Genomic DNA, 22,792 nt, shown 5'->3' with positions numbered 1-22,792 from the left:
CTAGAGAGAGATTGGACACGCTTGAACGCGTGAAGCAGGCAGTAAAAAAACACTTCCTACCTAGGAAAATGGGCCCGCTAATTGCCACGCAATGTGGCGAAAATGTGGCTAAATTTCCCGCATGACAGTGACAACACGGGCGCGGGGCAGGTCTGGATCAAGCTTTTGGCCGATCAGATGAATCGCATCGACGGCGACAGCTTTGTTCTGCTTGGTGGATGGATCGTAGCGGCCCGCATTGAAGGGGCGCATAGCGTTGCATTCCCAATAGGGGCGAAAGGCGCGGGCCATGGCAAAAATCGGCTGGCTTTCGGTTTTCTTTGGCCTGCAAGACCAGCGGTCCAGATCGTCCCCGTAGTAGCTGCTTGGGCTGTCATTCTCACCGAGTGCAACCGTTTGCGCAGCGGCCTTTTGCAACAGGTCCAGAAACGCTGCGATGTGACCGACAGGATCGCCGGGGCCAAACGCGCCCTCAATCAAGTTTGCTATTTTGGCGGCGCTCGGCTCAGCGGATTGGGTCTGTGTTTCCAGCGCGTCTACGAACTTCCCTGAACAGTTGGGCGAGGCCTGAATGCGGGCTAGCTCCACGGAAACCGCTTCCAGCTTCTCGGACAACGCGGACAGGCGGCGGTATTCCATTGCCCCCGGTTTGCGTTGGCGCATTCTGCGGCGTTCGCGGATATACGCACGGGCTGCGGCTTCAACACCTTTGCGCAGGTCTGCAACATCAGCCTTGGGACCAATCAGCATTTCTAGCTCAAGCATAAATCGGGCGTCGTAGATCTGTTGTAACTCAAATAGGAAACTTTGCCCTGCCATAAGGCGCTGCCAAGGGACTAGTGAAGCCGCGTTGGTGTCGATGAGAGTGTTGTCAGCCGGTTCCATAATGCCGCTTGTTCAGTAAAATCGAGGCAAACGCCAGAGGCTGACAGCGCTGACAGTGCAGACGGTGAAACTTGGTTTGACCTGCCTGAAGCGATCTTTCTGAAATTAGTTGGCCATTGGTGACATCGGACATCCCAGCCTTAGTTGTTTCTGGCACGAAGGCCACTGAGTTGCCATTCGCTGCAAGCGCGTGATCTGTGCAGCGGGAGCGAGAGACTCGAAAGACTTCAGGTAAAGGAGACTTTCGCTACAGTTGCTTGGCCATCATCAAATGAAGATAAAAGCGGCCATCGAAGTGTGTTAGGTAACGTCCTCGCTCAGGGCAGTCATTCCAACCATCGGCAACGAGCTTCGAGCGCAAAGGGCGAGATCAATGCTCAAGTACGGAAGCCGCTTCGATACGCTCCATCAACTGACGCCAGCGGCTAACTCACGTCCTTCAGTCCACGCACTGAGAAGCATCGACGAGCAAGTTGATACGCCCTAGGTATCGCTGCTTATCCACGACACCTGAGCTTCTGGCCAGCCGCATAGTACCGTTCAAGTGGGTCTTGAAGCATACGCAGGCCAACAGCAGAACTGAACTCAGATCACATATCAGGATCTTCATTGCGTTCGTCAGAACCCAGGAAACCGGTGGCTGTTCTGCGTCTTTTACGAGTAGTGAGTGATGGCCGTTGCTGCTGGCTGCGATCCCTCATTCGACCGATTGCCATGTCCAAAATCACAGGTAGTTCTTCTGCTATCTTTATCCCTTCTTTCGAGTCATACGAAAGCTCTAGCATAGTCGGGTGATGAATCAGTTTCGTAACCACAGATTGCAATCTGTGGAAAGCCATCTCGCGCTCTTCTATGTCTAAAACGCGAATTTCACGATAAGATTCCGTCAATACTTCAGCTAGCCAAGGAAAGTCGTCTCTCAGAAATCCAGCCAGCACCAATAAGGAAGTCGGGGCATCGTCGAGATCGCTGGTCATCATAGCAAACTCGACCATCATATTCAGGTGGTAGCGTCGTTTCCGTGGGCGGCTAACGCTCTCCCTTTCGGAAACCTCATCGCCTAGACGACTCACTCGAGAGTTGAGGCCTCGAACATCAGTTACGATTTCTTCAAGGATTTCGTTCTGGGGTCTTCTGTGTTTCTCAGCCGGAGCGATGTCCGGAATCGATTCCAACGCGGTTTCGAGTTGGGGCCAAAGAGCAGGAACGGTTCGATCAATGATCTTATCATCTGCTTTGCCTTCAGCGACGCTGTTGATCGCCTTCACAACTTCCATAATCCCAGCTTCTTCAACCTTTTGAGCTTGAAACTGCTTCAGCGGTCCGCTTAGGTCGCTCATTTCGAGGCCGAATAGAAGAGGGATGACCTTACCATCAAGCATAGATTTCGACAGGGCGCCTGACTCGAATAAAACCCATTCGGAAGTCAGGTTCTCGGGCGTGATACAGATAATCCCGAAATTGGCTGCTTCCAGTTCAGATGCAATTGTCTGAGCCCATCTATCACCAGCTGAAATGTCCTTGTCAGATACAAAAGGCTCGACATATTGGAGCACCATCGGAAGCCAATCTCTCAGCGCATTAGCCATGTCTTTGCTGCGGGGGCCGCTCCAGCTGATGAACACCTTCATTTATATAATCCTATAGAATGTTTTTCTTTTCCTAGAGCTGTTATCAGAAGCCCTGCAGGTTGAAAATCATCAAACAGGTGCGTGTTGGGCGAATGTCTGATCTAGGGAAGCGGCGAGATCAAGTTTTGAACGACACGAAGGTCGGTTCTGGGCCGACCATCATGCTGCGTCTGCAAACACGTGAATCTGGTGCAACGACCGGTTGGGGCTCTCCTTCGCGACCTTGCTTCGTAAATCGCCGCGACATTGATGTCCTGCCAGCTTAGTTTTGGTAGGTAAGCCTAATCGGCTGACTCAATTCAAAGCAAAGGAGTCCTTGGCATGACCGGCATAATCCAGTTTTCCACACCTCCAAATACCATGAATCCAATCGGGCCATACAGTCACATTGCGAAAGTAGGCCATTTCATAACTATCGGAGCGGTGGCTGGCGTCGATCCTGTTACAGGCCGCCTTGCAGGGCCAAGTGCTGCCGCGCAAACTCTCCAGATCCTTGATGCTTTTGAGATTATGTTGAATTCAGTCGGCTCCGATCTTGCTCACGTCGTCCACATCAATGTCTTTTTGAAGGATATGAGAGATTTTGACGAGATGAACACAGCCTACGTTAGCAAAATGGGCGCAAGGAAACCTGCCCGCACCGCAATTTCTGTTGTTGATCTGCCAAAATCAGGCGCTCTGCTTACGATGAACTTAACTGCGGTGTCAGAAGGTTAAGGCTACGTGCTCGAAGAGGATCGTCACTCAGGTCCGGGTTGTGCGCTTAACTCTAGTTCTTCAATTCGAGACCGAATGTCTGAACTTGACCAGCCTGACGAATTCAGACACAGCACTCAAATCTCTCGGCAACGGCAGCTCGGGGCTTTTCACGTCCTAGGTTGCCTTCGAAAACATCAACTCGGTCGCCTTGTCCACACTCTCTCGAACCGGGTCTAGGTTCAGCCTTGCGTAGATGGCGGTGGACTGCTGTGACCGATGCCCAAGTGACTTACCGATAATGTATCCGTTGGCACCCGTTGCTGCCTGATAGCTACCCAAGGTACGGCGCAGGTCGTGAATGCGCAGGTTTTCAATCCCTGCCTCTTTCAAGATGCGGCTCCAAGCTTTCTTGGGGTCGGCAAGGTGGCCGCTCTTGCCCGTGCCTTCAAACACATAAGGGCCGTCTGACTTCAGTTTCCGTTCAATCAGTAGCTCAACTGCCTGTTGAGGCAGATGAACAGTCAGCGGGTCGGCGTTCTTGGTTTCTTCAATCCGCCATGTGGCCGACTGAAAGTTGATATCCCTCCACATCATCGCCAGCGTGTTTGACTTTCGCGCCCCTGTCAGGAGGGAAATCATAAAGAAATCGCGCGCGGCGTCGTTGGGTTCATTTGCCAGAGCCTCGAAGAACCGAGGCAATTCGTCAGGCTGCAAGAACCTGTCGCGACTCTGTTCCCGGAACTTCTTAATGCCGATTGCGGGGTTTGCGCCCTTCCAGCCCCATTCAATTGCCTTGTTGAAGATAGACCGGATGCGCTCAAGCAGGCGGTTGGCCTGATAAAGTCCGTTTTCCTTGCCGATCTTTGCGTGAAGCCGTTCCACTTCAGCCCGATCAATGCTGGATATCTTGCGGCGGAACCAGTGCGACAGGTACTTGTTCACCTCCCGTTCGTCATATTCCCACGACTTTTTGTGAACTTTGGAATACTTGGCCATGTATTCCCCAAAAAGCGCGGCAAAGGTCATTTCATCCCGAATGGCCCTCTTTTCTTTCTGAGGGTTCGCCCCCGACGCGATGCCGCCTTTGGCCTTGGCTGCCGCCTTGCGGGCTTGTTCCACAGTCATGTCAGGGAATTTGCCCAGCAACAGCCGTTCGGGGCGCCCTTCAATCCGTTTGTAGAGGTAAAAGCTTTTCGATCCTGCGCCCGTTACGGCCAGTATGAGACCTGCTTCGCGTTCGTCGTAATAGTAATCCCGCGATCCTTTCTTGGCGGAAGGAGCTTTCAATAAGGCGGCTTTGGTGAAGTTCAAACGGTGACTGGCCACGGTGTATTCCTGAGTTGTCTTGGTGCTACTGAAAATCGACGGTGCTACGGTGGTGCTACATCAGAGAGCAAAAATGAGCAATCTGGAGATATCGAGGAATTAACAATCTTCCACTTAACATATTGAAAAGTATGTACAGAAATATCTTCAACAAACTACATCTATAAACAGCCCGTTAGGCTCATAACCTGAAGGTCGTAGGTTCAAATCCTACTCCCGCAACCAAAATAAAACACATCATCACACCGCACTAGCGCCCCAAGGGACGCTTTCCGCGTCTAGAGACCCCGCGTCCGCTGCTGCACCTGTGCTACGCTGAGCAAACTACAGAAACGTAGCAGAGACCTACCTAGCCGTCTGCGAGGCCGGTAGCCACTTTCTTCTGGTCTGCCGTCAACTTGCTTACGTTGTTTGCAATCTTGTTGCGCTCGGCGTGCAGCTGCTGGAAAGAACGCCCGTCGAAAATCGCCGGGCTAACATATGTGACTCCGACATTACGTATGCCCCAAAACTTTCCGCGCGGCGCGAAAACACTCCAGAGCTTGTGGCACACCACAATAGATCCCGATCACATGAATGATGGCACGGATTTCTTCCGGAGTGACGCCGTTATTGATTGCCCCTTTGCAGTGCAATTCCCATTCGTGCATTTTCCCCAGCGCACCGATCATCGACAGGTTCATCATCGACCGGGTTTTGGCGTTGATCACGTCGTCGCCCCAACCAAAACCCCAACACCACGCTGTCATCGCCTCTTGAAACGGACGGGTGAAGTCATCCGCAGCGGCCAGGTTCTTTTCCACATATTCCGCGCCCAGCGTGTTCTTGCGTTGCTCCAGCCCTTTCAGAAAAAGGTCTTCGTCAAAAAGGTCTGCCATTTGAGTCTCCGGTGGTTAGTGCCTGTCTGGTATTGTGTAAAAGCTTCATCGACGTTGGTGTTTTGATCAAGGATCAACTGCGTCGCGCATCCATTGCTGCAAACGGGCGATCGAGTGTTCCGACATCACGCCACAGCCCGGATCCAGCACCAGCGGGCCGGGGCGGTAACCTCGGGACTTGAGGCCGCGGTGGACCAATTCTACAAGATGGATGTCTTCTTCGACTGTGGTTTCACGGTCCTGCCGGGCCAGCTGACGTATCACCGCACTTTCGGATCCGCCGTCGGTGTACCAACCACGCCAGACGGTGCAGTGATCGGCGTCATGCGCACGCCAATGGTAGGTGTTCAACACGTTGCCCGGGTAGCACTGGAACGAGACCATGGGCCACAGGAACCACGACTGATAGTCGCCCGCATGGGGCACGGACATGTCGATAGGGTAGGTCATCTTGTCTAGGCTTTGGCACTCCGTCGTGTGGCGCAGGACGTAACCGCCCGCCGCATCGGGTTGGATGTCATAGGTTTCGGGCTTGACCACGCCTTCGGCAAAAGTCTGGTGGTTCAAAGGGCAATGATAGCATTCCGAGTAATTCTCGATACTGACTTTCCAGTTGCAGTTCTCACTGATCTCAACCCATTCCAATGGTTCCAATTCGTCGATCTGCGGGACAAAAGAGCGGATTTCTTGGCGGACGCCAGGGTACCAATCGTCCATTGGGGCTGCGTCATCGTCCAGATTGACGAAAATGAAGCCGTTGAAGATTTCAGTGCGCACGGATGTCAGGCAAATCGTACTGCGGTCGAATCCGGGGACGGATTTGATGTTGGGCCCGGCGCGCAGCTGGCCGGACAACTCATAGGTCCAGGCGTGGTAAGGGCAGACCACAACGCGGGTGTTGCCTGCGCCAGTGACCATCTCATGCGCGCGGTGTTGGCAGACATTGTAGAAGGTGCGAACCTCACCATCACGACCGCGAATGCAAAACAGGTTCTGACCCGCGATTTCGAAGGCAAAGTAATCGCCTGTCTCTCGCACCTGCGCCACATGGCCTGCAAATTGCCAGGTTCTGGCCAGAAGACCCTGCATTTCCTGCTGAAAGATTGCGGGATCGGTGTAATAGCGTGCGTCCAGCGACCGGGTCAGGGGGGCGTTCATTCGGGCTCCTCCGCGTAAAGGCCAAGCTGGTGACGGCGTTGGTGAAACCGATCCACCCTCTCGACGATCTCATCGCTGGAGACGGCGACCACAAAGGACAGAAGCGTTTCCAGCAGCGCGATGGTTGACACGGAAGACGGGAAGAATTGCGGCGTGTCCGCGGCCACGACAAATCCGTGATGCGCATTCAGGATCACCGGGCTGGCTGGGCTGTCGGAAATGCCGATTACAGTCAGCCCCTGTTGCCGGGCCAGTTTGATCGCGTCGATTACTTCCGTGCGATACGGGTGGCAGGTGATGGCGATCAGCACATCCTGTTCGTCGGCCCAGGCTAGATCATCCACCGGTGTCGATCCGGGGCGGGGAATCGCGTGAAACTGCTTCATCCCTGTTGAGGCCAGATAGGTAAAATTACGCGCGTTCGAGTTGTTGACGCCAACACCCAGTGTGAAAATCTGGCGGCAATTCCAGATATCGTCGGCCGCCGCTTTCAGACGCTCGGCATCGATCCCGGCAAAGGTGTCTTCGATGTTGCGGATCGCGGCACCGATCATGTCGGCGTAAAGCCCGCCCAGCTCACCCGACTTGCCGATGGTTTGCAACCAGCGGGCGCGGTCGGGAAAGGACACGGTGCCTTGGCGAATCGCATCGCGGAACGGGGCGCGGAAATCTTCGTACCCTTCGAACCCGACCTGCCGGGCCATCCGGACAAACGTGTTGGGTTTGACCATGGCGGCCTCGGCAATCTCGCGGACGGTCGAAACCCCAACATCCGTTGGGTTTTCCAACACGTAACGCGCGGCCTTCTGTGCCTCGGGCGTCAAGGCGTCCCATTCTTCGGTCAGGCGGTTCAGAACGATTGATGATACATTTGTGTCATTCATGATTGACGATGGTACAAATGTGGAATTAGCCTGTCGAGCAGAAAAGCGACTCGGGAAAAGGAAAATCCATGTCCGGGAAAAATCTGCCGTCACAGGCCCGCGTGGTCATCGTCGGAGGCGGTGTCATGGGGGTGGGTCTAGCCTATCACCTTGCGCATGAGGGCTGGGGTGACGATGCCGTTCTGCTGGAAAAGGCGGAACTGACCAGCGGCAGCACTTGGCACGCGGCTGGGCAGATCACGCATTCGACCTCTAGCTTTGGGTTGGGCAAATGTGTGGACTACAATATCGGGCTCTATTCCGGCGCGTTAGAGGCTGAAACCGGTCAACCTGTTACCTGGCATGGCTGCGGCTCGTTCCGGCTGGCTTATACCGAGGATGAGATGGACTGGCTGCGCCATACCCTGTCCGTGGGCCGCTCGCTGGGGTTCAATATCGAACTGGTCGGTCCCGAGAAAGTGGCCGAGCTGCATCCGTTCTACAATCTCGATGGTGTTCTGGGCGCGCTCTATACGCCGGATGACGGCCATGTCGACCCAACCAATGTGACCATGGCCATGGCCACGGGCGCGCGCCAAAAAGGTGTTCGCATCTTTCGCAATTGCAGCGCCACCAACATCACGCAGGCCGCGAACGGTGAATGGAGGGTTGAGACCGAGCAGGGCACCATCACCTGCGAGCATGTGGTGAATGCAGGCGGCACCTATGCCCGTCAGATGGGGGAATGGTCAGGGCTGCAACTGCCGATGACGTCGATGACGCACCATTACTTCGTGACCGAGCCGGTGCCGGAATTCCAGAATCTGGACAAGGAACTGCCTGTGATCCGCGATGACCGCAAGGTGTCAGGCTATATCCGGATGGAGCAGAACTGCGGGCTGATCGGGATCTATGAGAAAGAGAACCCGAACTCGGTCTGGCATGATCACTGCCCCTGGGAATACGAGAACTGGCTGTTTGACGCGGATTACGACCGGGTGATGCCGTGGCTTGAGGAAAGCTTGAACCGGATGCCGATCTTTGCCGAGCTGGGCATTCAGCGTGACGTGCATGGGGCAATCTCACATCCCCCTGACGGTAATCCTTTGATTGGGCCTGCACCGGGGGTTCGGAACTATTGGTGTTGTTGCGGAACTCAGATTGGCATTGGCTGGGGCCCGGGCCTGACCCGCGAACTGGCGCGCTGGATGGTGCATGGGGCGGCTGATATCTCGATGCGTGAGTATGACCCGCGGCGTTTCGGCAATTACGCTACCAAAGACTGGCAGGTGATCAAGGCCGAGGAAGACTACTGCCTGCGCCACGAAATCCCCTTCCCGCATTTCAATCGGTTGGCCGGGCGTCCGGTCAAGCCATCACCCTTACACGACCTGCTGATTTCCAAAGGCGCGGTCCATGAAGAGGTCTATGGGTTTGAGCGCCCCCGCTGGTTCGCCCGGCACGGTGTCGCGCAACGCGACCATTACTCATTCCGCCGCACACCCGCTGACGACATGGTTGCGGCTGAGGTCAAAGCCGTCCGCGAACGAGTCGGCATCATGGATGTCACCGCCTTTACCAAGGTCGAGGTCTCGGGCCCCGACGCCTATGCTTTGTTGGACCGGTTGACCGCAAACCGGATGCCGCAGAAAACCGGCTCGATCACCCTGACCCATATGCTGAACCGGCGCGGGCGGATCGAGCTGGAAACAACAATTGTTCGGATGGCCGAGGATCGGTTTTATCTGGTCTGTGCCGCCTTCTTTGAACAGCGTCTGCTGGATCACTTGACACAACAGCGAGCGGACGAAGACGTGCAGATCACCGCCCTGTCCGCTGACTGGTCAGCCCTGTCGCTGAACGGCCCCCGGTCGCGGGATGTGCTAAGTCGCTGTACCGGTGCCGATCTAAGCAATGCCGGGTTCCGCTGGCTGTCGGCGCAACAGATCACTGTCGCCGGTCACCCTGTCTGGGCTTTCCGCATGTCTTATGCGGGCGAACTGGGCTGGGAGCTGCATATGCCCAACGCCGCTTGTCTTGACGTCTACACTGCGCTTTGGGCAGCGGGGGAACCATATGGCATTGCTGACTACGGCAGCTTTGCCATGAATGTGATGCGGATGGAGAAGGGCTTCAAGGGCGCCGGCGAGTTGACCAATGAGGTCACCCTGGCCGAAGCCGACGTGCTGCGTTTTGCGCGGACGGACAAGGACTATCTGGGCAAGGACAAGACCTTGAATACCGTTCTACCCTGGATTTGCGCTAATCTAGAGATTGACCCAGACGGAGAGATTGACGGTCATGGCGGCGAGGCGGTTCTGCTGGACGGGCGGGTGATTGGGTCCACGGCCTCGGTGGTCTATGGACACACGGTCGGCAACATTCTGGCCTTTGCTTACATCAAGCCCGAGGCCGCGACCCCCGGCACCGCCCTGCAGGTTGTGATCCACGGTGCCCCGCGCGCCGCCCGTGTTTTGGGCGAACCTGCCTATGACCCTGACAGCAAACTGCCCCGAACCGATACCGTATTGGAGATCGCGTGATGAAACTGCCCCACACAATGAAGGCCATGGTCACGATGGGCCATGGCGGTCTTGAGCAAATGGTCCTGCACACAGACTGGCCGCGCCCGAACCCGGCAGCCAGAGAGGTGTTGATCCGCGTTGCCGCCTGCGGCCTGAACAACACCGACGTCAATACCCGCTCGGGCTGGTATTCAAAAACCGTCTCTGACGCGACCACCGGCGGCGCGTTTGAAGAGGTGGGCGAGGACGACCCGACATGGGGCGGTGCGCCGATTACCTTCCCGCGCATTCAGGGGGCTGATATCTGCGGCGAAATTGTTGCCGTGGGCGAAGGCGTGGACAGCGCCCGCATCGGCCAGCGCGTGATCACAGATGGATGGTTGCGCGATCCCGACGATCCCCAGAACATGGACAAGACCGGCTACTATGGCTCGGAACGGGATGGTGGGTTTGCGGAATACGCCACGACCTTGGCGGTGAATGCGGTGGCGATCACCTCGGACTTGTCAGATGCGGAACTGGCGACGTTTTCCTGTTCCTACTCTACCGCCGAGGGCATGCTGACCCGCGCCAATGTCACCGCGCAAGATACGGTTCTGGTGCCTGGCGCATCGGGCGGGGTTGGCGGGGCTTTGGTGCAACTGGCCAAACGCCGCGGCGCGCGAGTAATCGCCTTGGCGTCCGAGGCGAAACACCCCGACGTCGCACATCTTGGCCCTGACGTGATCCTGCCCCGCGCACCCAGTGATCTGCTCACAGCCTTGGGCACAGAGAAGATCACTGTCGTTGCCGATGTGGTGGGCGGCCCCTACTGGCCGATGCTGATCGACATCCTGGAACGCGGTGGGCGTTATACCTGCTCGGGTGCGATTGCCGGGCCTATGGTTGAATTTGACCTGCGGACTTTTTATCTGCGCGATCTGACTTTCACCGGCTCGACTGTGATTGACCCGCAGGTGATGCAGAACCTCGTCAAGTACATCGAGGCCGGGGATATCAAACCCGCCCTTGCCGCAACCTATCCGCTTGAGGAATTGCGCGACGCTCAGGCCGCCTTTATCGCCAAACGGCACACCGGGAACATCGTGGTGATCCCATGACGTTGGATGATGTGTTAGAGGCGGCCCGACAGTTGCATCAGATTCACCCCGACCTGGCGGCTTTTGGGGAATGGCCAACAGACCTGACCGCTGTGGCGCTACATCCGAACGAAGTTCCCGCCACCTGCCAAGTCGCTGAGATGGACTGGGGTATTGTCGCTCAGACCAAAGGCCTGACGGAGGCGATCAAGGCGACCGCACATCTGGCCGCGTGGAAACTCACGTATACCAAGGAAGAAGTGGGCGCGGATTTTCTGAACCGCTACGGGTACTATGAGCTGTTTGGCCCGACCGGCCATTTCCATTCTACCCAGCTGCGTGGATACGTGGCCTATTGGGGAAGCGGCCTGAACTATGACTGGCACAGTCATCAAGCTGAAGAGTTGTATTTGGCACTGGCCGGACGCGCCTTGTTTAAGGTCGATGGCGAAGACGCCTGCATCGGTCCAAACCAGACCCGGCAACACCAAAGCTGGCAGCGCCACGCGATGAACACGACCACCCAACCAATTCTGACTTTCGTCCTTTGGCGAGGCGAGGGTATCGGCGACATACCCAGGATGGACGCAGCATGATGAACAGGCGCATCTGTATCAACCAACCCGAGCTGCCCCATGTCCGTGATGGGGACAACGAAACGCAAACCTCGACCGACACAACGGGGTTGGGAGTGGTGCCGGATTTTGGCAGTCTGGGCAGACCGATAGAGGAGTTCAGCCCATGAGACCGCAGGCCGTAGCAACCCAGATGATTGACGATGCCCGCGTACGCGTAACACGGTTCGATTTTGAACCTGATGCGGAAACCGGGTGGCACCGTCACGCGATGGATTACGTCATTACCGCCATCACTGATTGTCAGATGCGCCTGGAATTGCCGGACGGCACGACCAGCAACGTTACCGTGCCCGCAGGTACCGCCTATCGTCGCGACGAAGGGGTCGAACACAATGTGATCAACGCCGGGGATGTCGCGATGTCCTTTGTGGAAGTGGAACTGAAATGAAAATCTCCCGTCTGTCGGTCTATCACGTGGATCTGCCGCTGGAGCATCCCTATTGGCTCTCCGGCGGCCGTCTGAAATTTGACGTGCTGGATGCAACATTGGTCAAGGTCGAAACGGATGGCGGTCTGACCGGTTGGGGCGAAGGCACGCCTTGGGGTCATACCTATGTACCTGCCCACGGGCCGGGCATCCGCGCCGGGATTCAGACCATGGCGCCTTTTGTATTGGGTCTTGATCCGCGCCGGATGCTTGAGGTTGAGCGGGCGATGGATACGGCCTTGCCCGGCCACCTTTATGCCAAAAGCCCCATCGACATGGCCTGTTGGGACATTGCCGGGCAGGCGGCAGGGGTGCCCATTGCCGACCTGATGGGCGGAGGATCGCGGACACCGCGCCCGATTGCATCTTCGGTCGGGGCCAAGACGGTCGAGGAAACCCGCGCGGTGATCGAGCGCTATCGCAACCGCGGCTATGTTGCCCACTCGGTCAAAATCGGTGGCGATGTTGAACGCGATATTGCCCGGGTTCGCGACGTGGAAAGCATCCGGCGGCCCGGTGAGATTGTCCTCTATGACGTTAACCGGGGCTGGACCCGGCAACAGGCTTTGCGGGTGATGACCGCCTGTGCGGATCTGGGCGTGATGTTCGAACAGCCCTGTGAATCGCTGGATGACATCGCTGCGATTGCGCCGCGTCATGCCGCGCCCGTGTCGGTCGACGAGAGCCTGGTGACTGTGCAGGACGCCGCCCGTATCGCCCGCGATGGGCTGGCCGAAGTGTTCGGGATCAAGCTGAACCGCGTTGGTGGGTTGACCAAGGCGGCGCGGATGCGGGATATCGCGCTGGCCCATGGGATCGACATGTTTGTGATGGCCACCGGCGGTTCGGTTCTGGCCGATACCGAAGCGCTGCATCTGGCGGCTACCATTCCCGATCCCAATTGCCATGCGGTCTGGGCCTGTCAGGACATGATCACCGTTGACATCGCCAGTGGGCGCGGCCCTCGCAACCGTGACGGTCACCTGCACCTGCCCGAAACGCCGGGACTGGGTGTGCATCCTGACGAAGACGCGCTGGGTGATCCGGTAGGGGTATATTCGGCATGATAGGCGATAATTGTATACAATCGTATGCAGAAATCTTGAAACTGAAAGAATTTCCCCTTATATGTTTGACAACAAACGATAAAAAATGGGTGAGACATGGATCTTTCATATGTGATTGTCGGTGTGATTGCGCTGGGCGTCGGCGTAGCAATTGGTCAGAGACGCAAGCGAAGCGGTGTGGATTCGGTGTATGGCACCCAAACCCCGGCAACGCACCAAACCGGCATGGATCAAGACAAAAGCGAGGGCGACATGTCCCCCGGGATGCGGGTGTTCATGACGGTATTTCTCGGCGGTTGGTTGATCGCATGGTCCGCGGGCATCTTGATGGCCTTTTCAACCTTTTTGTCCTTAGGAGGCGGTGGCTCGCTGTTCGTCGGAGGTTGGCTGATTGCAGCGACCGCTGGCTGGGGCTGGGCCGTGTACACGCTGTGGAAACTGGTAACAGGACGGCCCGTCAATTTGCGACGCTGGCACTAGCCCGACCAGAGCCCCGTGATTTAAGGGTATTGCGATGAAAATCACCGCGATAACCCTCTGGTCCGTCGACCTGACCAGCCATGAGACTTACCACATGGCCGAAGGTAAAACCTGCGCGACGGTGAAAACCCACGTCCTGTGCCTAGAGACCGACACTGGCCTGAAAGGCTGGGGTGAGGTTTGTCCAATCCCGCACTACCTGCCCGCTTATGCCGATGGAGTACCGGCAGCCTTGGCTGAGATGGGGCCGGAGATTCTGGGCATCTCGCCATTTGGGGTCGACGCGCCCATGCGTAAGCTGGACGGGTTTCTGCACGGTCACCGCTATGCCAAATCCATCGTTGATATCGCGCTGTGGGACCTGTTCGGGCAGGCCACGGGCCAGCCGGTCTATGCGCTGTTGGGCGGGCGCACACGCAAGGACATGCCGCTCTATCACTCGATCACATGCATCGCGCCGGATGACATGGCGCGCATTGCCACCACAGCCTACCAAACCGGCATTCGCCAGTTTCAGGTCAAGCTGGGCGTTGAAGGCGACTGGCAGGCCGACGCCGAACGGTTGACCAAAGTGCGTGAGGCCGTCGGGCAAGGACCTGTTGTTTATGGCGACTGGAACTGTGGCGCGTCGCGCCTGCAGGCCACGCGGACGGGCCGCGCGGTTGCCCATCTGGACATCATGTTGGAACAGCCTTGCAAAACGCTTGAGGATTGCGCCGCTGTCCGGCAGGCAACCGGCTTGCCGATGAAGCTGGACGAAAACGCCCATAACCTGGCCTCGCTTTTGCGGGCGCATGCGCTGGGCTGCATGGATGCAGTGGCACTGAAACTGTCTAAGTTCGGCGGGTTGTCGGCGATGCGCCGCGCCCGCGATCTGACCGTGCATCTGGGGGCTGAGATCTGTGCCGAATGCACCTGGGGGTCGGATATCGTCACCGCCGCTGCGCTGCATTTTGCGGCCTCGACCCCTCATGGATCGCTGCTGAACACCTGTGATCTGTCGTCTTATGTGTCGCCGCGTGTGTGCCCGGATGCACCGACGCGTGACACGGGCCGGATTGCCCCGCCCGAAGGTCCGGGCCTGGGTGTTACGCCTGACCTGGACGTCCTTGGTTCCCCGATATTGGAGATCGTTTGAGATGCTGAAGATAAACACTCAATCCGAATGGATCACCCGCGCGAATGAGGTCCTGCCCGCCGGAGGGTTTGGCAATTTCGATCCCGGTATCATCATCGCCCGCGGCGATGGCAGCCATGTCTGGGACGAGGATGGCAATGAGTACATCGACTACCTGGTTGGCTCGGGCCCGATGCTGTTGGGGCATGGTCACCCCGAGGTGATGGAGGCGGTGTTGCAGCAATTGCCCAAAGGCATGACCTTTTTTGCCAATAACGCCCGAGGCATTGAATTGGCCGAGGCCATTTTGGATGCGGTGCCTTGCTGCGAACAAGTGCGCTTTGTCGCCTCGGGCGGTGAGGCAGACATGTATGCGATCCGGCTGGCCCGCGCTTACACCGGGCGTACGAAGATCCTGAAATTTGAGGGGGGCTATCACGGCATGAGCGCCGAGGCGCAGATGAGCCTTGCCCCCAGCCGCCGGGTCAATTTCCCACAAGCGGTGCCAGACAGCGGGGGCATCCCCGACAGCGTGGCCGAGCAGATGCTGATCGCGCCGTTCAACGATCTTGAGGCTGTGGCGGCCCTGTTGACCGAACATGATGACATCGCTGCTATAATGGTCGAGCCGCTGCAGCGGATCATAGTGCCGTTGCCCGGCTATTTGCAGGGGCTGCGCGATCTGTGCGACAGGCACAATGTTCTGTTGATCTTCGATGAAATCGTCACCGGTTTCCGTCTGGCCTATGGTGGTGCGCAAGAAAAGTACGGCGTCACGCCGGATATCTGCACTTTGGGCAAGATCATCGGTGGTGGGTTTCCTCTGGCTGCACTGGGCGCCAGCGCCGACATCATGAAGCATTTCGACAAAGCACAGGTCGGCGCAGAGGGATGGCTGATGCAACTGGGCACCTTGTCTGGCAATCCGGTCGCGTCGGCTGCCGGTCTGAAGACGATGGAAGTGCTGCGGCGCGACGGGGTGTATGACCAGTTGCGTGCAACCGGGTTAGCGTTACAGCAGATGCAGGTGGACGCGCTGACCAGCGCCGGAATTGCGCACCAGATTTGTGGCGATGAAACGTTGTTTGACATCTTCTTTACGGAGGCTGCTTGCCGGGACTATCGCAGTGCCACACATGACGAGCCCCAACGCAATGTGATCTACAACGAAAAGTTGCGCGATCATGGGGTCTTTAAGTCCCCCGGCAAGCTGTATCCATCCCTTGCCATCACACAAGCCGACCTGGACCAGACCCGGGATGCGGTCGAAAAGGCGGTGCAGGCAATCTGCTTAAACTAAGGGGTCGAATGGGAAAGAAAATGGGCCGCTGTCATAATGTGACAGCGGCCCGTACTGATTGGAGATCAGGGTTAGTCTCGCCCCCTCGAATACCACTTAAACAAAAAAAAGACCTAATCTTTCGACTTATTCGAGACCAACCCGACTTCTCAATCGGTATGACACTGTAATGCCAGATGGTCGGGCCCTCAGCAGTGAAGTAGTTCACATTGCGATAATTTTTATTAATTTTTCCAATCAAAGAATCCGGGACCGGCTTTTTTCAGCAGGGTTCCCGCCAAATCGAGACCCATTTGCGGGCCATCGGCAATCGGGCCGTCCAGCTCTTCGGCGATGGATTCGGATCCATCAGGGCGCAGCACTTCGCCCCGCAGGCGCAACTGGCCATCCTGTATCTGCGCCAATCCGGCGATCGGTGTTTCGCAGGACCCATCCAGCGCCGCCAGCAGCGCCCGTTCGGCCGCCAGTCTCTGGCCGGTTTCGGCGTGGTGAATGGCCTCGAGCATTCCACCGGCGCGGGAATTGTCGCTGCGGCGCTCAATACCAATTGTGCCCTGCGCGATGGCGGGCAGCATGTCCTCAGGTTCGATCGCGGTTGCGGGGACCTCGTCCATGTTCAGGCGTCGGATGCCAGCCATGGCAAGAAAGGTACAATCGGCCACGCCATCGCCCAGTTTTTTCAGGCGGGTTTGCACGTTGCCCCGAAACTCAACCACGTTCAGGTCCGGTCGGCGGTTCAGCAACTGCGCGCGGCGGCGCAGGGATGAGGTGCCGACCACTGCGCCCTCAGGCAGCTCGTGGATCGAGCTTAGGCTGGGTGAGATAAAAGCGTCGCGCACATCTTCACGCGGCAGGAACGTGTCCAGCACCAGGCCGTCAGGCTGTTCGACCGGCATATCCTTGGTGGAATGCACGGCGATGTCGATATCGCCCCGCAGCATCGCTTCTTCTATCTCTTTGGTGAACAGGCCCTTGTTGCCGATCTCTTTCAGCGGACGGTCCGCGTCGATCATGGCGCGGTTATCGCCGGTGGTCTTGATAACCACGATCTCGAACGCGTCTTCGGGCAAGTCAAAGGCAGCACCCAGCCGTTGTCGGGTTTCATAGGCTTGCGCCAGCGCCAGAGGCGAACCACGGGTGCCGATCTTGAACGGTGAGGCGGGGGAGGGCAGGGTCAGTGTCATGGTGACAGCTTTAGTCGCGTCACATTGCCCTGACAATGGGGGCAGCGCTTGACAAATTGCCGCCGAAGGATGACCCGTTGCCACAAACCAGACGATTGGGGGCAAGGATGGCCGAGACGAAAAAACTGCTGCGGGCGCTGGCCGGTGAGGTACAGGACGTGCCGCCGATCTGGATGATGCGTCAAGCTGGGCGGTATTTGCCGGAATACCGGGCGACCCGCGCACAGGCCGGGGACTTCCTGTCGCTGTGTTACAACCCCGAACTTGCGGCCGAAGTCACGTTGCAGCCCATTCGCCGCTATGGGTTCGACGCGGCGATTCTGTTCGCCGATATCCTGCTGGTGCCGCAGGCGCTGGGCGCGGATCTGTGGTTTGTCACCGGCGAAGGGCCGCGTCTGTCGACCATCACGCAGCAATCCGAGTTTGATGCGCTGAAGCCGATCGCGGATATCCATGAGACCCTGTCGCCGGTCTATGAAACCGTCCGTATCCTGTCGCGCGAGCTGCCATCGGATACCACACTGATCGGGTTTGCAGGCGCACCATGGACCGTCGCCACTTATATGATTGCAGGCCGCGGCACCCCGGATCAGGGGCCGGCGCATGCACTGCGTGAGGGCAATACGGCTTTGTTCGAGGCCCTGCTTGACCGGATCACACTGGCGACCATCGAATACCTATCGGCCCAGATTGAGGCCGGGGCCGAGGTCGTCAAGATCTTCGACAGCTGGGCCGGATCGCTCAAGGGGGATGCGTTTCAGAAATACGCGGTCGAGCCCTGTCGGGTGATCACGCAGGCCATCAAGGCACGCCATCCCGGCATCCCTGTCATCGGCTTCCCGCGTGAGGCAGGCGACGGGTATATCGGTTTTGCCAAGGCAACGGGTGTGGACTGCGTTGCGCTGGACAATTCGGTATCGCCCAATTGGGGGGCCGAGCATGTGCAGGTGGATGGGTGTGTTCAGGGCAATCTGGCCTCGTCCCATATGGTGACCGGTGGGCAGGCGTTGGTGGATGAGACGCGGCGCATTGTCGAGGCATTCTCGAATGGCCCGCATATTTTCAACCTAGGTCACGGCATCACGCCGGATGCAGATCCTGCGAATGTGCAACTGATGATCGACGCGGTGCGGGATCGGTAACCGGTAAGGGGCCAGCCCCTTTCTTGGGATATTTCTAGCCAGATGAAGAGGCGGGTGGCGTGATGGCGTTGAGCTCGTCAAGGATTTCCTGCTTGTGCTCGCCACGTTTTGGGCTGGGTTTAGGGCGCCAATTGGTAGTGGAAAACCGCGGGGCGGCGGCAGCTTGCAGGGTGTCACCTGGGTTTTGCCAGGTTTGGCGCGCGGTGTTCATTGGGTGTGCTTGCGCCTCGGACGGGGTAAGAACAGGTGCGACGCAGGCATCGCTGCCTTCGAACATAGCTGTCCAGTGATCGCGAGGTTTTCTTGCGAACATACGGCTGAGGCGTTTGGTCAGGGCGGGCCAGGCATCTGACTGATATTGCTGTTGGAAGTCCGGATCGTCCGCCAGCCCCATCTTTTGCAGAAACAGCGCGTAGAATTTGGGCTCAAGGCATTGCACCGTGACAAACCCGCCATCGGCGCAGGTGTAGGTACCGCTCCAATGGGGGCCGTCCAGCAGGCTTTGGCCACGTGTGTCTGACAGGTTCCCGGTCTGACCCATACTCATCAGCAGGTTCATCATATGGGCTGAGCCGTCATAGATCGCAGCATCCACGATTGTGCCCTGACCGGTTTTATGCGCGTTGAGCAGACCAGCCAGAATCCCCGCAACCAGATACATCGCGCCACCACCAATATCCCCAACCAGCGTCGCCGGCGTTTGCGGTGGTTGATCTGCCTGGGACGAGTACCAGAGCGCCCCGGACAGGGCGATGTAGTTCAGATCATGTCCGGCTGTGTCGGACAGCGGGCTGTCCTGCCCCCATCCGGTCATGCGGCCATAGATCAGTTTAGGGTTCAGGGCGTGGCAGGTGTCAGGGCCGAGGCCGAGCTTTTCCATCACACCGGGGCGAAAGCCCTCGATCAGCGCGTCAGCTGAGGTGACAAGACCTTTGGCGACGTTCAGATCGGCGGGGTCTTTGAGGTCCAGATCGATCGAACGTTTGCCGCGATCCAGAACGGATTGTTCCGGCATGCCCGGCACAGCAGCCTGACCTTTGCGGTGGATGGTGATGACGTCGGCACCCAAATCCGCCAGCAGCATTGCCGCAAAGGGGCCGGGGCCCAACCCCTCGATCTCGATGATCCGTGTCCCGTTCAGCATTGTTCCCCCCGTGTTTTGCGCAGGTTTTCGGGAACACTCGCAAATAGCAAGACCTGAGTTTGGTGCCTTGTCAGATGGTTGCAGGCCCCTTAGCGTTCTGCCCGGGATGGAAAGCGAGGCGCGCTATGCGGTTGTGGATCCTTTTGGGAAGCGCAGTGGCCCTGGCGGTGGTGGTGGGTGTGCTGGCCCGCCTGCATCCGCCCAGTCGTCTGGTTCTGGCAGCAGGGCCTGCAGGCGGCGCCTATGAGACAGTTGCGCAGGACTATGCGGCGGTCCTTGCACGCGATGATATTCAGCTGGAAATTCTGGAAACCGCCGGGTCGGTTGAAAACGCCGGGTTGTTGGAACGGGGGGCGGTAGATGCGGCCTTTTTGCAAGGTGGAATTCAAATGGATATCTCCCTTGGCGAAGCTGTCGGGGCCGTGTTCTTTGAACCGATTGTCTTTCTGGTCAATGAGGCAGCGACCATTCCCCAGAATCCGGCCCTGTGGTCGGGGCTGAGGATAAACAGCGGCGCTCCGGGGTCGGGGACTGCGGCGGCCTTTCGTGATTTTGAACGGGCGGTGGGTCTGTCTGAGGCCGCCAATACGCATCTGCACATTCCTTATGCAGATGCCGCCGCAGCCTTACTGGACGGGCAATTGGATATCGCCGTCTATGTTGCGCCGATCGAAGCGCCCTACCTGAAGGCCGCTTATGAGGAACAGGGATTGCGAGTTCTGGATCTGGTTCATGCCGAGGCGATCTCGCGCCGGCTGGAATATGCGTCAGTAGTGACGGTTCCGGCGGGTGGTATGTCGCTGGACCCGGTGCTGCCACCCCGGCCCGTCGACCTTGTTGCAATCGAAGCCCGGTTGGTTGTACGACCCGACCTGCATCCGGCGTTGATAAACCGCCTGACGATGGCGGCCATCGAATTGCACAGAACACGCGGAATCATCACCGACCCGGGTGTTTTTCCCAGCCTCGAAGGGACCGGTCTGACCGTCAGCAACACCGCCCGGCAGTTGATCCTTGAAGGCCCATCGACCTGGCACAACTGGTTGCCCTATTGGATCGCCGCACAGATCAACCGGGTGCTGTTGCTGTTGCTGCCTTTCTTTTTCATCGTCGTCCCGATGATGCGGCTGGTGCCCCTTGCCTATGCTTATGCGATGCGTTGGCGGGTCTGGCAGCACTACCCCGAGATCCGTGAGATTGAGCTGGATCTGGCCAATAATCCAGATGGGAACGCGCTGCGCGAGATGCAGGCACATCTGAGCGAATTGGATGACCGCCTGGCAGCATTACGCTTGCCTGCAGCCTTTCGGCAGGGGCAGTATGATGCCCGGCTGCATGTTGAACTGGTGCAAAAACGCATTGCCGAAATGCGGGAAAACGCTCGGGCCTGAGCCGTTTTCGCTCTGCAAAAAAGCGAGGGGAGATGTGCGAAATTGACCTGTTCTACGACGGTCGCGCGGGGTAGGGTCCCCGGCAGAACAGGGAACTTGCATGACGACCATCCTCTCAATCAAGAATCTACGTAAATCCTATGCCGATGGGTTTGAAGCGCTCAAGGGCGTGTCACTGGATATCGAGCAGGGGGAAATTCTGGCGCTGCTGGGGCCGAACGGGGCGGGTAAGACGACCTTGATCTCCACCGTTTGCGGCATCACTACACCGACATCAGGCACGGTGACGGTTGGGGGCCACGACATTCAGGCCGAGTTTCGCGCCGCGCGACGGCTGATCGGTCTGGTGCCGCAGGAAATCGCGCTGGAGCCGTTCGAGAAGGTTTGGAATACGGTGCGTTTGTCGCGCGGCCTCTTTGGTCATAGGCGCAATGATGCCCTGATCGAAGAGATTCTGCGCAAATTATCCCTGTGGGACAAACGTAAGAACGCGATCAAGGAACTCTCTGGGGGTATGAAGCGCCGGGTGCTGATTGCCAAGGCGTTGGCGCATGAGCCGCGCGTGCTGTTTCTGGACGAGCCTACCGCCGGTGTTGATGTCGAGCTGCGCAAGGACATGTGGGAGATCGTGGCCGAGCTGAAGCAGGCCGGTGTCACCATCATCCTGACCACCCATTACATCGAAGAGGCCGAAGCCATTGCCGATCGCGTCGGCGTCATCGACAAAGGTGAGCTGCTGTTGGTGCAGGACAAAGACACACTGATGGCACAGATGGGGAAAAAGCAGATCGAAGTGATGCTGACCGAACCCATTGCAACCATCCCAGACACTCTGGCCGCGCATAACCTTGCACTTAACGGAAACGGCGACGCTCTGGTCTATACCTACGATACCAATGCCGACCGTACTGGAATTACCACGCTGTTGAACGACGTGGCGCAAGCAGGTCTGGTGTTGCGTGATGTGCAAACCCGGCAGTCGAGCCTGGAAGAGATCTTTGTCAACCTGGTGTCCGGAGAACCCGCATGAACTGGTCCGCAATCGCCGCCATATACCGGTTCGAAATGGCCCGGTTCTTTCGCACATTGGCGCAGAGCTTTTTCTCTCCGGTTCTGTCGACATCGCTGTATTTCGTAGTTTTCGGCACCGCCATCGGCAGCCGCATTCAGGAGGTCGAGGGTGTGTCTTACGGGGCCTTCATCGTGCCGGGGCTGATCATGCTGTCGGTGGTGATGCTGGCCATATCCAACGCGTCCTTCGGCATCTATTTCCCGAAATTTCTGGGCACGATCTATGAGCTGCTATCCGCCCCGGTCAACTTTATCGAGATCGTGATTGGCTATGTTGGCGCTGCGGCGACCAAAGCCTTGTTCGTAGGCTTCGTGATTCTGATTACCGCCAGTTTCTTTGTGGATTTGCAGATCGAACACCCCGTAGCCATGGTCGCTTTCCTGGTGCTGACCTGTCTTAGTTTTTCACTGTTGGGGTTCATCATCGGCATCTGGGCCAGCAATTTTGAACAGATGTCGCTGGTGCCGCAACTGGTGGTGACGCCGCTGATCTTTCTGGGTGGTACTTTCTATTCGATCTCTATGCTGCCACCTGTGTGGCAAGCCATCACGCTGTTCAATCCGGTGGTCTATCTGATCTCGGGCTTCCGGTGGTCGTTTTATGGGCTGGCGGATGTGCCGATCGGGTACAGCCTGCTGGCAATAGTGGTTTTTACCGGGGCCTGTCTGGGCTTTATCTGGTGGATTTTCAAAACCGGCTGGCGCATTCGCAGCTAGGGTGTATCGGGCGTTGCATTTTTGCCCGTTGCCCTCAGGAAATGTGTTCACGTTGCATCTAACGGTCAGT

22 protein-coding genes are annotated in these 22,792 nt (G+C 57.7%); 14 read left to right on the top strand and 8 right to left on the bottom strand.

Translation table 11 applies throughout. The features are described from left to right. Nucleotides 1–108: 108 nt before the first annotated feature. Both SJY13_RS13035 and SJY13_RS13030 read right to left on the bottom strand, forming a co-directional pair. Nucleotides 109–765, bottom strand: coding sequence for a hypothetical protein (locus SJY13_RS13035; RefSeq protein WP_377191377.1), 657 nt, complete (start codon nucleotides 763–765; stop codon nucleotides 109–111). A 710-nt stretch (nucleotides 766–1,475) separates the two neighbouring features. Next, nucleotides 1,476–2,516: a toll/interleukin-1 receptor domain-containing protein gene (locus tag SJY13_RS13030; RefSeq protein WP_377191376.1), complete on the bottom strand. Its 1,041-nt coding sequence runs from the start codon at nucleotides 2,514–2,516 to the stop codon at nucleotides 1,476–1,478. 321 nt (nucleotides 2,517–2,837) lie between these two features. Here SJY13_RS13030 and SJY13_RS13025 point away from each other — a divergent pair, with 321 nt between their 5' ends. After that, nucleotides 2,838–3,233, top strand: coding sequence for a RidA family protein (locus SJY13_RS13025; RefSeq protein ID WP_377191375.1), 396 nt, complete (start codon nucleotides 2,838–2,840; stop codon nucleotides 3,231–3,233). Between the two features lie 156 nt (nucleotides 3,234–3,389). Here SJY13_RS13025 and SJY13_RS13020 read toward each other — a convergent pair whose 3' ends face one another. The 4 genes from SJY13_RS13020 to SJY13_RS13005 form a co-directional block, all read right to left on the bottom strand. Next, nucleotides 3,390–4,541 carry a tyrosine-type recombinase/integrase gene (locus SJY13_RS13020; RefSeq protein WP_377191374.1) on the bottom strand — a complete coding sequence of 384 codons (1,152 nt, stop codon included), beginning with the start codon at nucleotides 4,539–4,541 and terminating at the stop codon, nucleotides 3,390–3,392. 494 nt (nucleotides 4,542–5,035) lie between these two features. Next, nucleotides 5,036–5,419, bottom strand: coding sequence for a carboxymuconolactone decarboxylase family protein (locus SJY13_RS13015; protein ID WP_377191373.1), 384 nt, complete (start codon nucleotides 5,417–5,419; stop codon nucleotides 5,036–5,038). A gap of 66 nt (nucleotides 5,420–5,485) precedes the next feature. Then, nucleotides 5,486–6,577: an aromatic ring-hydroxylating oxygenase subunit alpha gene (locus SJY13_RS13010; RefSeq protein WP_377191372.1), complete on the bottom strand. Its 1,092-nt coding sequence runs from the start codon at nucleotides 6,575–6,577 to the stop codon at nucleotides 5,486–5,488. Further along, entirely contained in the window at nucleotides 6,574–7,461 is an 888-nt protein-coding gene (locus SJY13_RS13005; protein ID WP_085823027.1) for a MurR/RpiR family transcriptional regulator, read from the bottom strand. The genes SJY13_RS13010 and SJY13_RS13005 overlap by 4 nt, the downstream gene beginning before the upstream one ends. 68 nt (nucleotides 7,462–7,529) lie before the next feature. On the opposite strand from SJY13_RS13005, the gene SJY13_RS13000 reads away from it, so the two are divergent. The 9 genes from SJY13_RS13000 (at nucleotide 7,530) to SJY13_RS12960 (ending at nucleotide 16,073) form a co-directional block, all read left to right on the top strand. Continuing rightward, entirely contained in the window at nucleotides 7,530–9,983 is a 2,454-nt protein-coding gene (locus SJY13_RS13000; RefSeq protein ID WP_377191371.1) for an FAD-dependent oxidoreductase, read from the top strand. Beyond that, nucleotides 9,983–11,065 (top strand): alcohol dehydrogenase family protein, encoded by a 1,083-nt coding sequence (locus SJY13_RS12995; protein WP_377191370.1) that lies wholly within the window; start codon nucleotides 9,983–9,985, stop codon nucleotides 11,063–11,065. The genes SJY13_RS13000 and SJY13_RS12995 overlap by 1 nt, the downstream gene beginning before the upstream one ends. After that, on the top strand, nucleotides 11,062–11,640 hold the full coding sequence (locus tag SJY13_RS12990) for a dimethylsulfonioproprionate lyase family protein (protein ID WP_377191369.1): 579 nt from the start codon (nucleotides 11,062–11,064) through the stop codon (nucleotides 11,638–11,640). The genes SJY13_RS12995 and SJY13_RS12990 overlap by 4 nt, the downstream gene beginning before the upstream one ends. Beyond that, nucleotides 11,637–11,789, top strand: coding sequence for a hypothetical protein (locus SJY13_RS12985; RefSeq protein ID WP_377191368.1), 153 nt, complete (start codon nucleotides 11,637–11,639; stop codon nucleotides 11,787–11,789). The genes SJY13_RS12990 and SJY13_RS12985 overlap by 4 nt, the downstream gene beginning before the upstream one ends. Next, nucleotides 11,786–12,070, top strand: coding sequence for a cupin domain-containing protein (locus SJY13_RS12980; protein ID WP_377191367.1), 285 nt, complete (start codon nucleotides 11,786–11,788; stop codon nucleotides 12,068–12,070). The genes SJY13_RS12985 and SJY13_RS12980 overlap by 4 nt, the downstream gene beginning before the upstream one ends. Then, on the top strand, nucleotides 12,067–13,176 hold the full coding sequence (locus SJY13_RS12975; protein WP_377191366.1) for a mandelate racemase/muconate lactonizing enzyme family protein: 1,110 nt from the start codon (nucleotides 12,067–12,069) through the stop codon (nucleotides 13,174–13,176). The genes SJY13_RS12980 and SJY13_RS12975 overlap by 4 nt, the downstream gene beginning before the upstream one ends. Nucleotides 13,177–13,272: 96 nt before the next feature. Beyond that, entirely contained in the window at nucleotides 13,273–13,656 is a 384-nt protein-coding gene (locus SJY13_RS12970) for a hypothetical protein (protein WP_377191365.1), read from the top strand. Between the two features lie 34 nt (nucleotides 13,657–13,690). Continuing rightward, the gene (locus SJY13_RS12965) at nucleotides 13,691–14,794 is read left to right on the top strand and encodes a mandelate racemase/muconate lactonizing enzyme family protein (protein ID WP_377191364.1); all 1,104 of its coding nucleotides are present in this window, start codon (nucleotides 13,691–13,693) and stop codon (nucleotides 14,792–14,794) included. A gap of 1 nt (nucleotide 14,795) precedes the next feature. Beyond that, the gene (locus SJY13_RS12960) at nucleotides 14,796–16,073 is read left to right on the top strand and encodes an aspartate aminotransferase family protein (RefSeq protein ID WP_377191363.1); all 1,278 of its coding nucleotides are present in this window, start codon (nucleotides 14,796–14,798) and stop codon (nucleotides 16,071–16,073) included. A gap of 224 nt (nucleotides 16,074–16,297) precedes the next feature. On the opposite strand, the gene hemC is transcribed toward SJY13_RS12960, so the two are convergent. Further along, nucleotides 16,298–17,257, bottom strand: coding sequence for a hydroxymethylbilane synthase (gene hemC, locus SJY13_RS12955; protein ID WP_377191362.1), 960 nt, complete (start codon nucleotides 17,255–17,257; stop codon nucleotides 16,298–16,300). A gap of 107 nt (nucleotides 17,258–17,364) precedes the next feature. On the opposite strand from hemC, the gene hemE reads away from it, so the two are divergent. Then, nucleotides 17,365–18,399 (top strand): uroporphyrinogen decarboxylase, encoded by a 1,035-nt coding sequence (gene hemE, locus SJY13_RS12950; protein WP_377191361.1) that lies wholly within the window; start codon nucleotides 17,365–17,367, stop codon nucleotides 18,397–18,399. 34 nt (nucleotides 18,400–18,433) lie between these two features. Here the strand turns inward: hemE and SJY13_RS12945 are convergent, their stop codons facing one another. Further along, the gene (locus SJY13_RS12945) at nucleotides 18,434–19,543 is read right to left on the bottom strand and encodes a CaiB/BaiF CoA transferase family protein (protein ID WP_377191360.1); all 1,110 of its coding nucleotides are present in this window, start codon (nucleotides 19,541–19,543) and stop codon (nucleotides 18,434–18,436) included. 125 nt (nucleotides 19,544–19,668) lie between these two features. Here SJY13_RS12945 and SJY13_RS12940 point away from each other — a divergent pair, with 125 nt between their 5' ends. The 3 genes from SJY13_RS12940 to SJY13_RS12930 all read left to right on the top strand — a co-directional run bounded on the left by SJY13_RS12940 (nucleotide 19,669) and on the right by SJY13_RS12930 (nucleotide 22,722). After that, nucleotides 19,669–20,934, top strand: coding sequence for a TAXI family TRAP transporter solute-binding subunit (locus SJY13_RS12940; RefSeq protein ID WP_377191359.1), 1,266 nt, complete (start codon nucleotides 19,669–19,671; stop codon nucleotides 20,932–20,934). A 100-nt stretch (nucleotides 20,935–21,034) separates the two neighbouring features. After that, nucleotides 21,035–21,964 carry an ABC transporter ATP-binding protein gene (locus tag SJY13_RS12935; RefSeq protein WP_085823016.1) on the top strand — a complete coding sequence of 310 codons (930 nt, stop codon included), beginning with the start codon at nucleotides 21,035–21,037 and terminating at the stop codon, nucleotides 21,962–21,964. Beyond that, nucleotides 21,961–22,722, top strand: a complete 762-nt coding sequence (locus SJY13_RS12930; RefSeq protein WP_377191358.1) for an ABC transporter permease — start codon at nucleotides 21,961–21,963, stop codon at nucleotides 22,720–22,722. The genes SJY13_RS12935 and SJY13_RS12930 overlap by 4 nt, the downstream gene beginning before the upstream one ends. Nucleotides 22,723–22,792: the final 70 nt, after the last annotated feature.

The sequence above is a fragment of the Ruegeria meonggei genome, assembly GCF_042768335.1.
In the GTDB taxonomy this organism is placed as follows: domain Bacteria; phylum Pseudomonadota; class Alphaproteobacteria; order Rhodobacterales; family Rhodobacteraceae; genus Ruegeria; species Ruegeria meonggei.
The sequence above is the reverse complement of the archived record's forward strand: the minus strand, read 5'-3'. Positions and strand labels throughout refer to the sequence as shown.

What these genes read in the sequence shown, in the direction of transcription:
- SJY13_RS13005 (WP_085823027.1), bottom strand. Translation starts at nt 7,461, where the DNA reads ATGAATGACACAAATGTATCATCAATCGTTCTGAACCGCCTGACCGAA.
- hemC (WP_377191362.1), bottom strand. Translation starts at nt 17,257, where the DNA reads ATGACACTGACCCTGCCCTCCCCCGCCTCACCGTTCAAGATCGGCACC.
- SJY13_RS12930 (WP_377191358.1), top strand. Translation starts at nt 21,961, where the DNA reads ATGAACTGGTCCGCAATCGCCGCCATATACCGGTTCGAAATGGCCCGG.
- SJY13_RS12960 (WP_377191363.1), top strand. Translation starts at nt 14,796, where the DNA reads ATGCTGAAGATAAACACTCAATCCGAATGGATCACCCGCGCGAATGAG.
- hemE (WP_377191361.1), top strand. Translation starts at nt 17,365, where the DNA reads ATGGCCGAGACGAAAAAACTGCTGCGGGCGCTGGCCGGTGAGGTACAG.
- SJY13_RS13035 (WP_377191377.1), bottom strand. Translation starts at nt 765, where the DNA reads ATGCTTGAGCTAGAAATGCTGATTGGTCCCAAGGCTGATGTTGCAGAC.
- SJY13_RS12970 (WP_377191365.1), top strand. Translation starts at nt 13,273, where the DNA reads ATGGATCTTTCATATGTGATTGTCGGTGTGATTGCGCTGGGCGTCGGC.
- SJY13_RS12945 (WP_377191360.1), bottom strand. Translation starts at nt 19,543, where the DNA reads ATGCTGAACGGGACACGGATCATCGAGATCGAGGGGTTGGGCCCCGGC.
- SJY13_RS12975 (WP_377191366.1), top strand. Translation starts at nt 12,067, where the DNA reads ATGAAAATCTCCCGTCTGTCGGTCTATCACGTGGATCTGCCGCTGGAG.
- SJY13_RS12935 (WP_085823016.1), top strand. Translation starts at nt 21,035, where the DNA reads ATGACGACCATCCTCTCAATCAAGAATCTACGTAAATCCTATGCCGAT.
- SJY13_RS13030 (WP_377191376.1), bottom strand. Translation starts at nt 2,516, where the DNA reads ATGAAGGTGTTCATCAGCTGGAGCGGCCCCCGCAGCAAAGACATGGCT.
- SJY13_RS12940 (WP_377191359.1), top strand. Translation starts at nt 19,669, where the DNA reads ATGCGGTTGTGGATCCTTTTGGGAAGCGCAGTGGCCCTGGCGGTGGTG.
- SJY13_RS12995 (WP_377191370.1), top strand. Translation starts at nt 9,983, where the DNA reads ATGAAACTGCCCCACACAATGAAGGCCATGGTCACGATGGGCCATGGC.
- SJY13_RS12980 (WP_377191367.1), top strand. Translation starts at nt 11,786, where the DNA reads ATGAGACCGCAGGCCGTAGCAACCCAGATGATTGACGATGCCCGCGTA.
- SJY13_RS13015 (WP_377191373.1), bottom strand. Translation starts at nt 5,419, where the DNA reads ATGGCAGACCTTTTTGACGAAGACCTTTTTCTGAAAGGGCTGGAGCAA.
- SJY13_RS12965 (WP_377191364.1), top strand. Translation starts at nt 13,691, where the DNA reads ATGAAAATCACCGCGATAACCCTCTGGTCCGTCGACCTGACCAGCCAT.
- SJY13_RS12990 (WP_377191369.1), top strand. Translation starts at nt 11,062, where the DNA reads ATGACGTTGGATGATGTGTTAGAGGCGGCCCGACAGTTGCATCAGATT.
- SJY13_RS13000 (WP_377191371.1), top strand. Translation starts at nt 7,530, where the DNA reads ATGTCCGGGAAAAATCTGCCGTCACAGGCCCGCGTGGTCATCGTCGGA.
- SJY13_RS13025 (WP_377191375.1), top strand. Translation starts at nt 2,838, where the DNA reads ATGACCGGCATAATCCAGTTTTCCACACCTCCAAATACCATGAATCCA.
- SJY13_RS12985 (WP_377191368.1), top strand. Translation starts at nt 11,637, where the DNA reads ATGATGAACAGGCGCATCTGTATCAACCAACCCGAGCTGCCCCATGTC.
- SJY13_RS13010 (WP_377191372.1), bottom strand. Translation starts at nt 6,577, where the DNA reads ATGAACGCCCCCCTGACCCGGTCGCTGGACGCACGCTATTACACCGAT.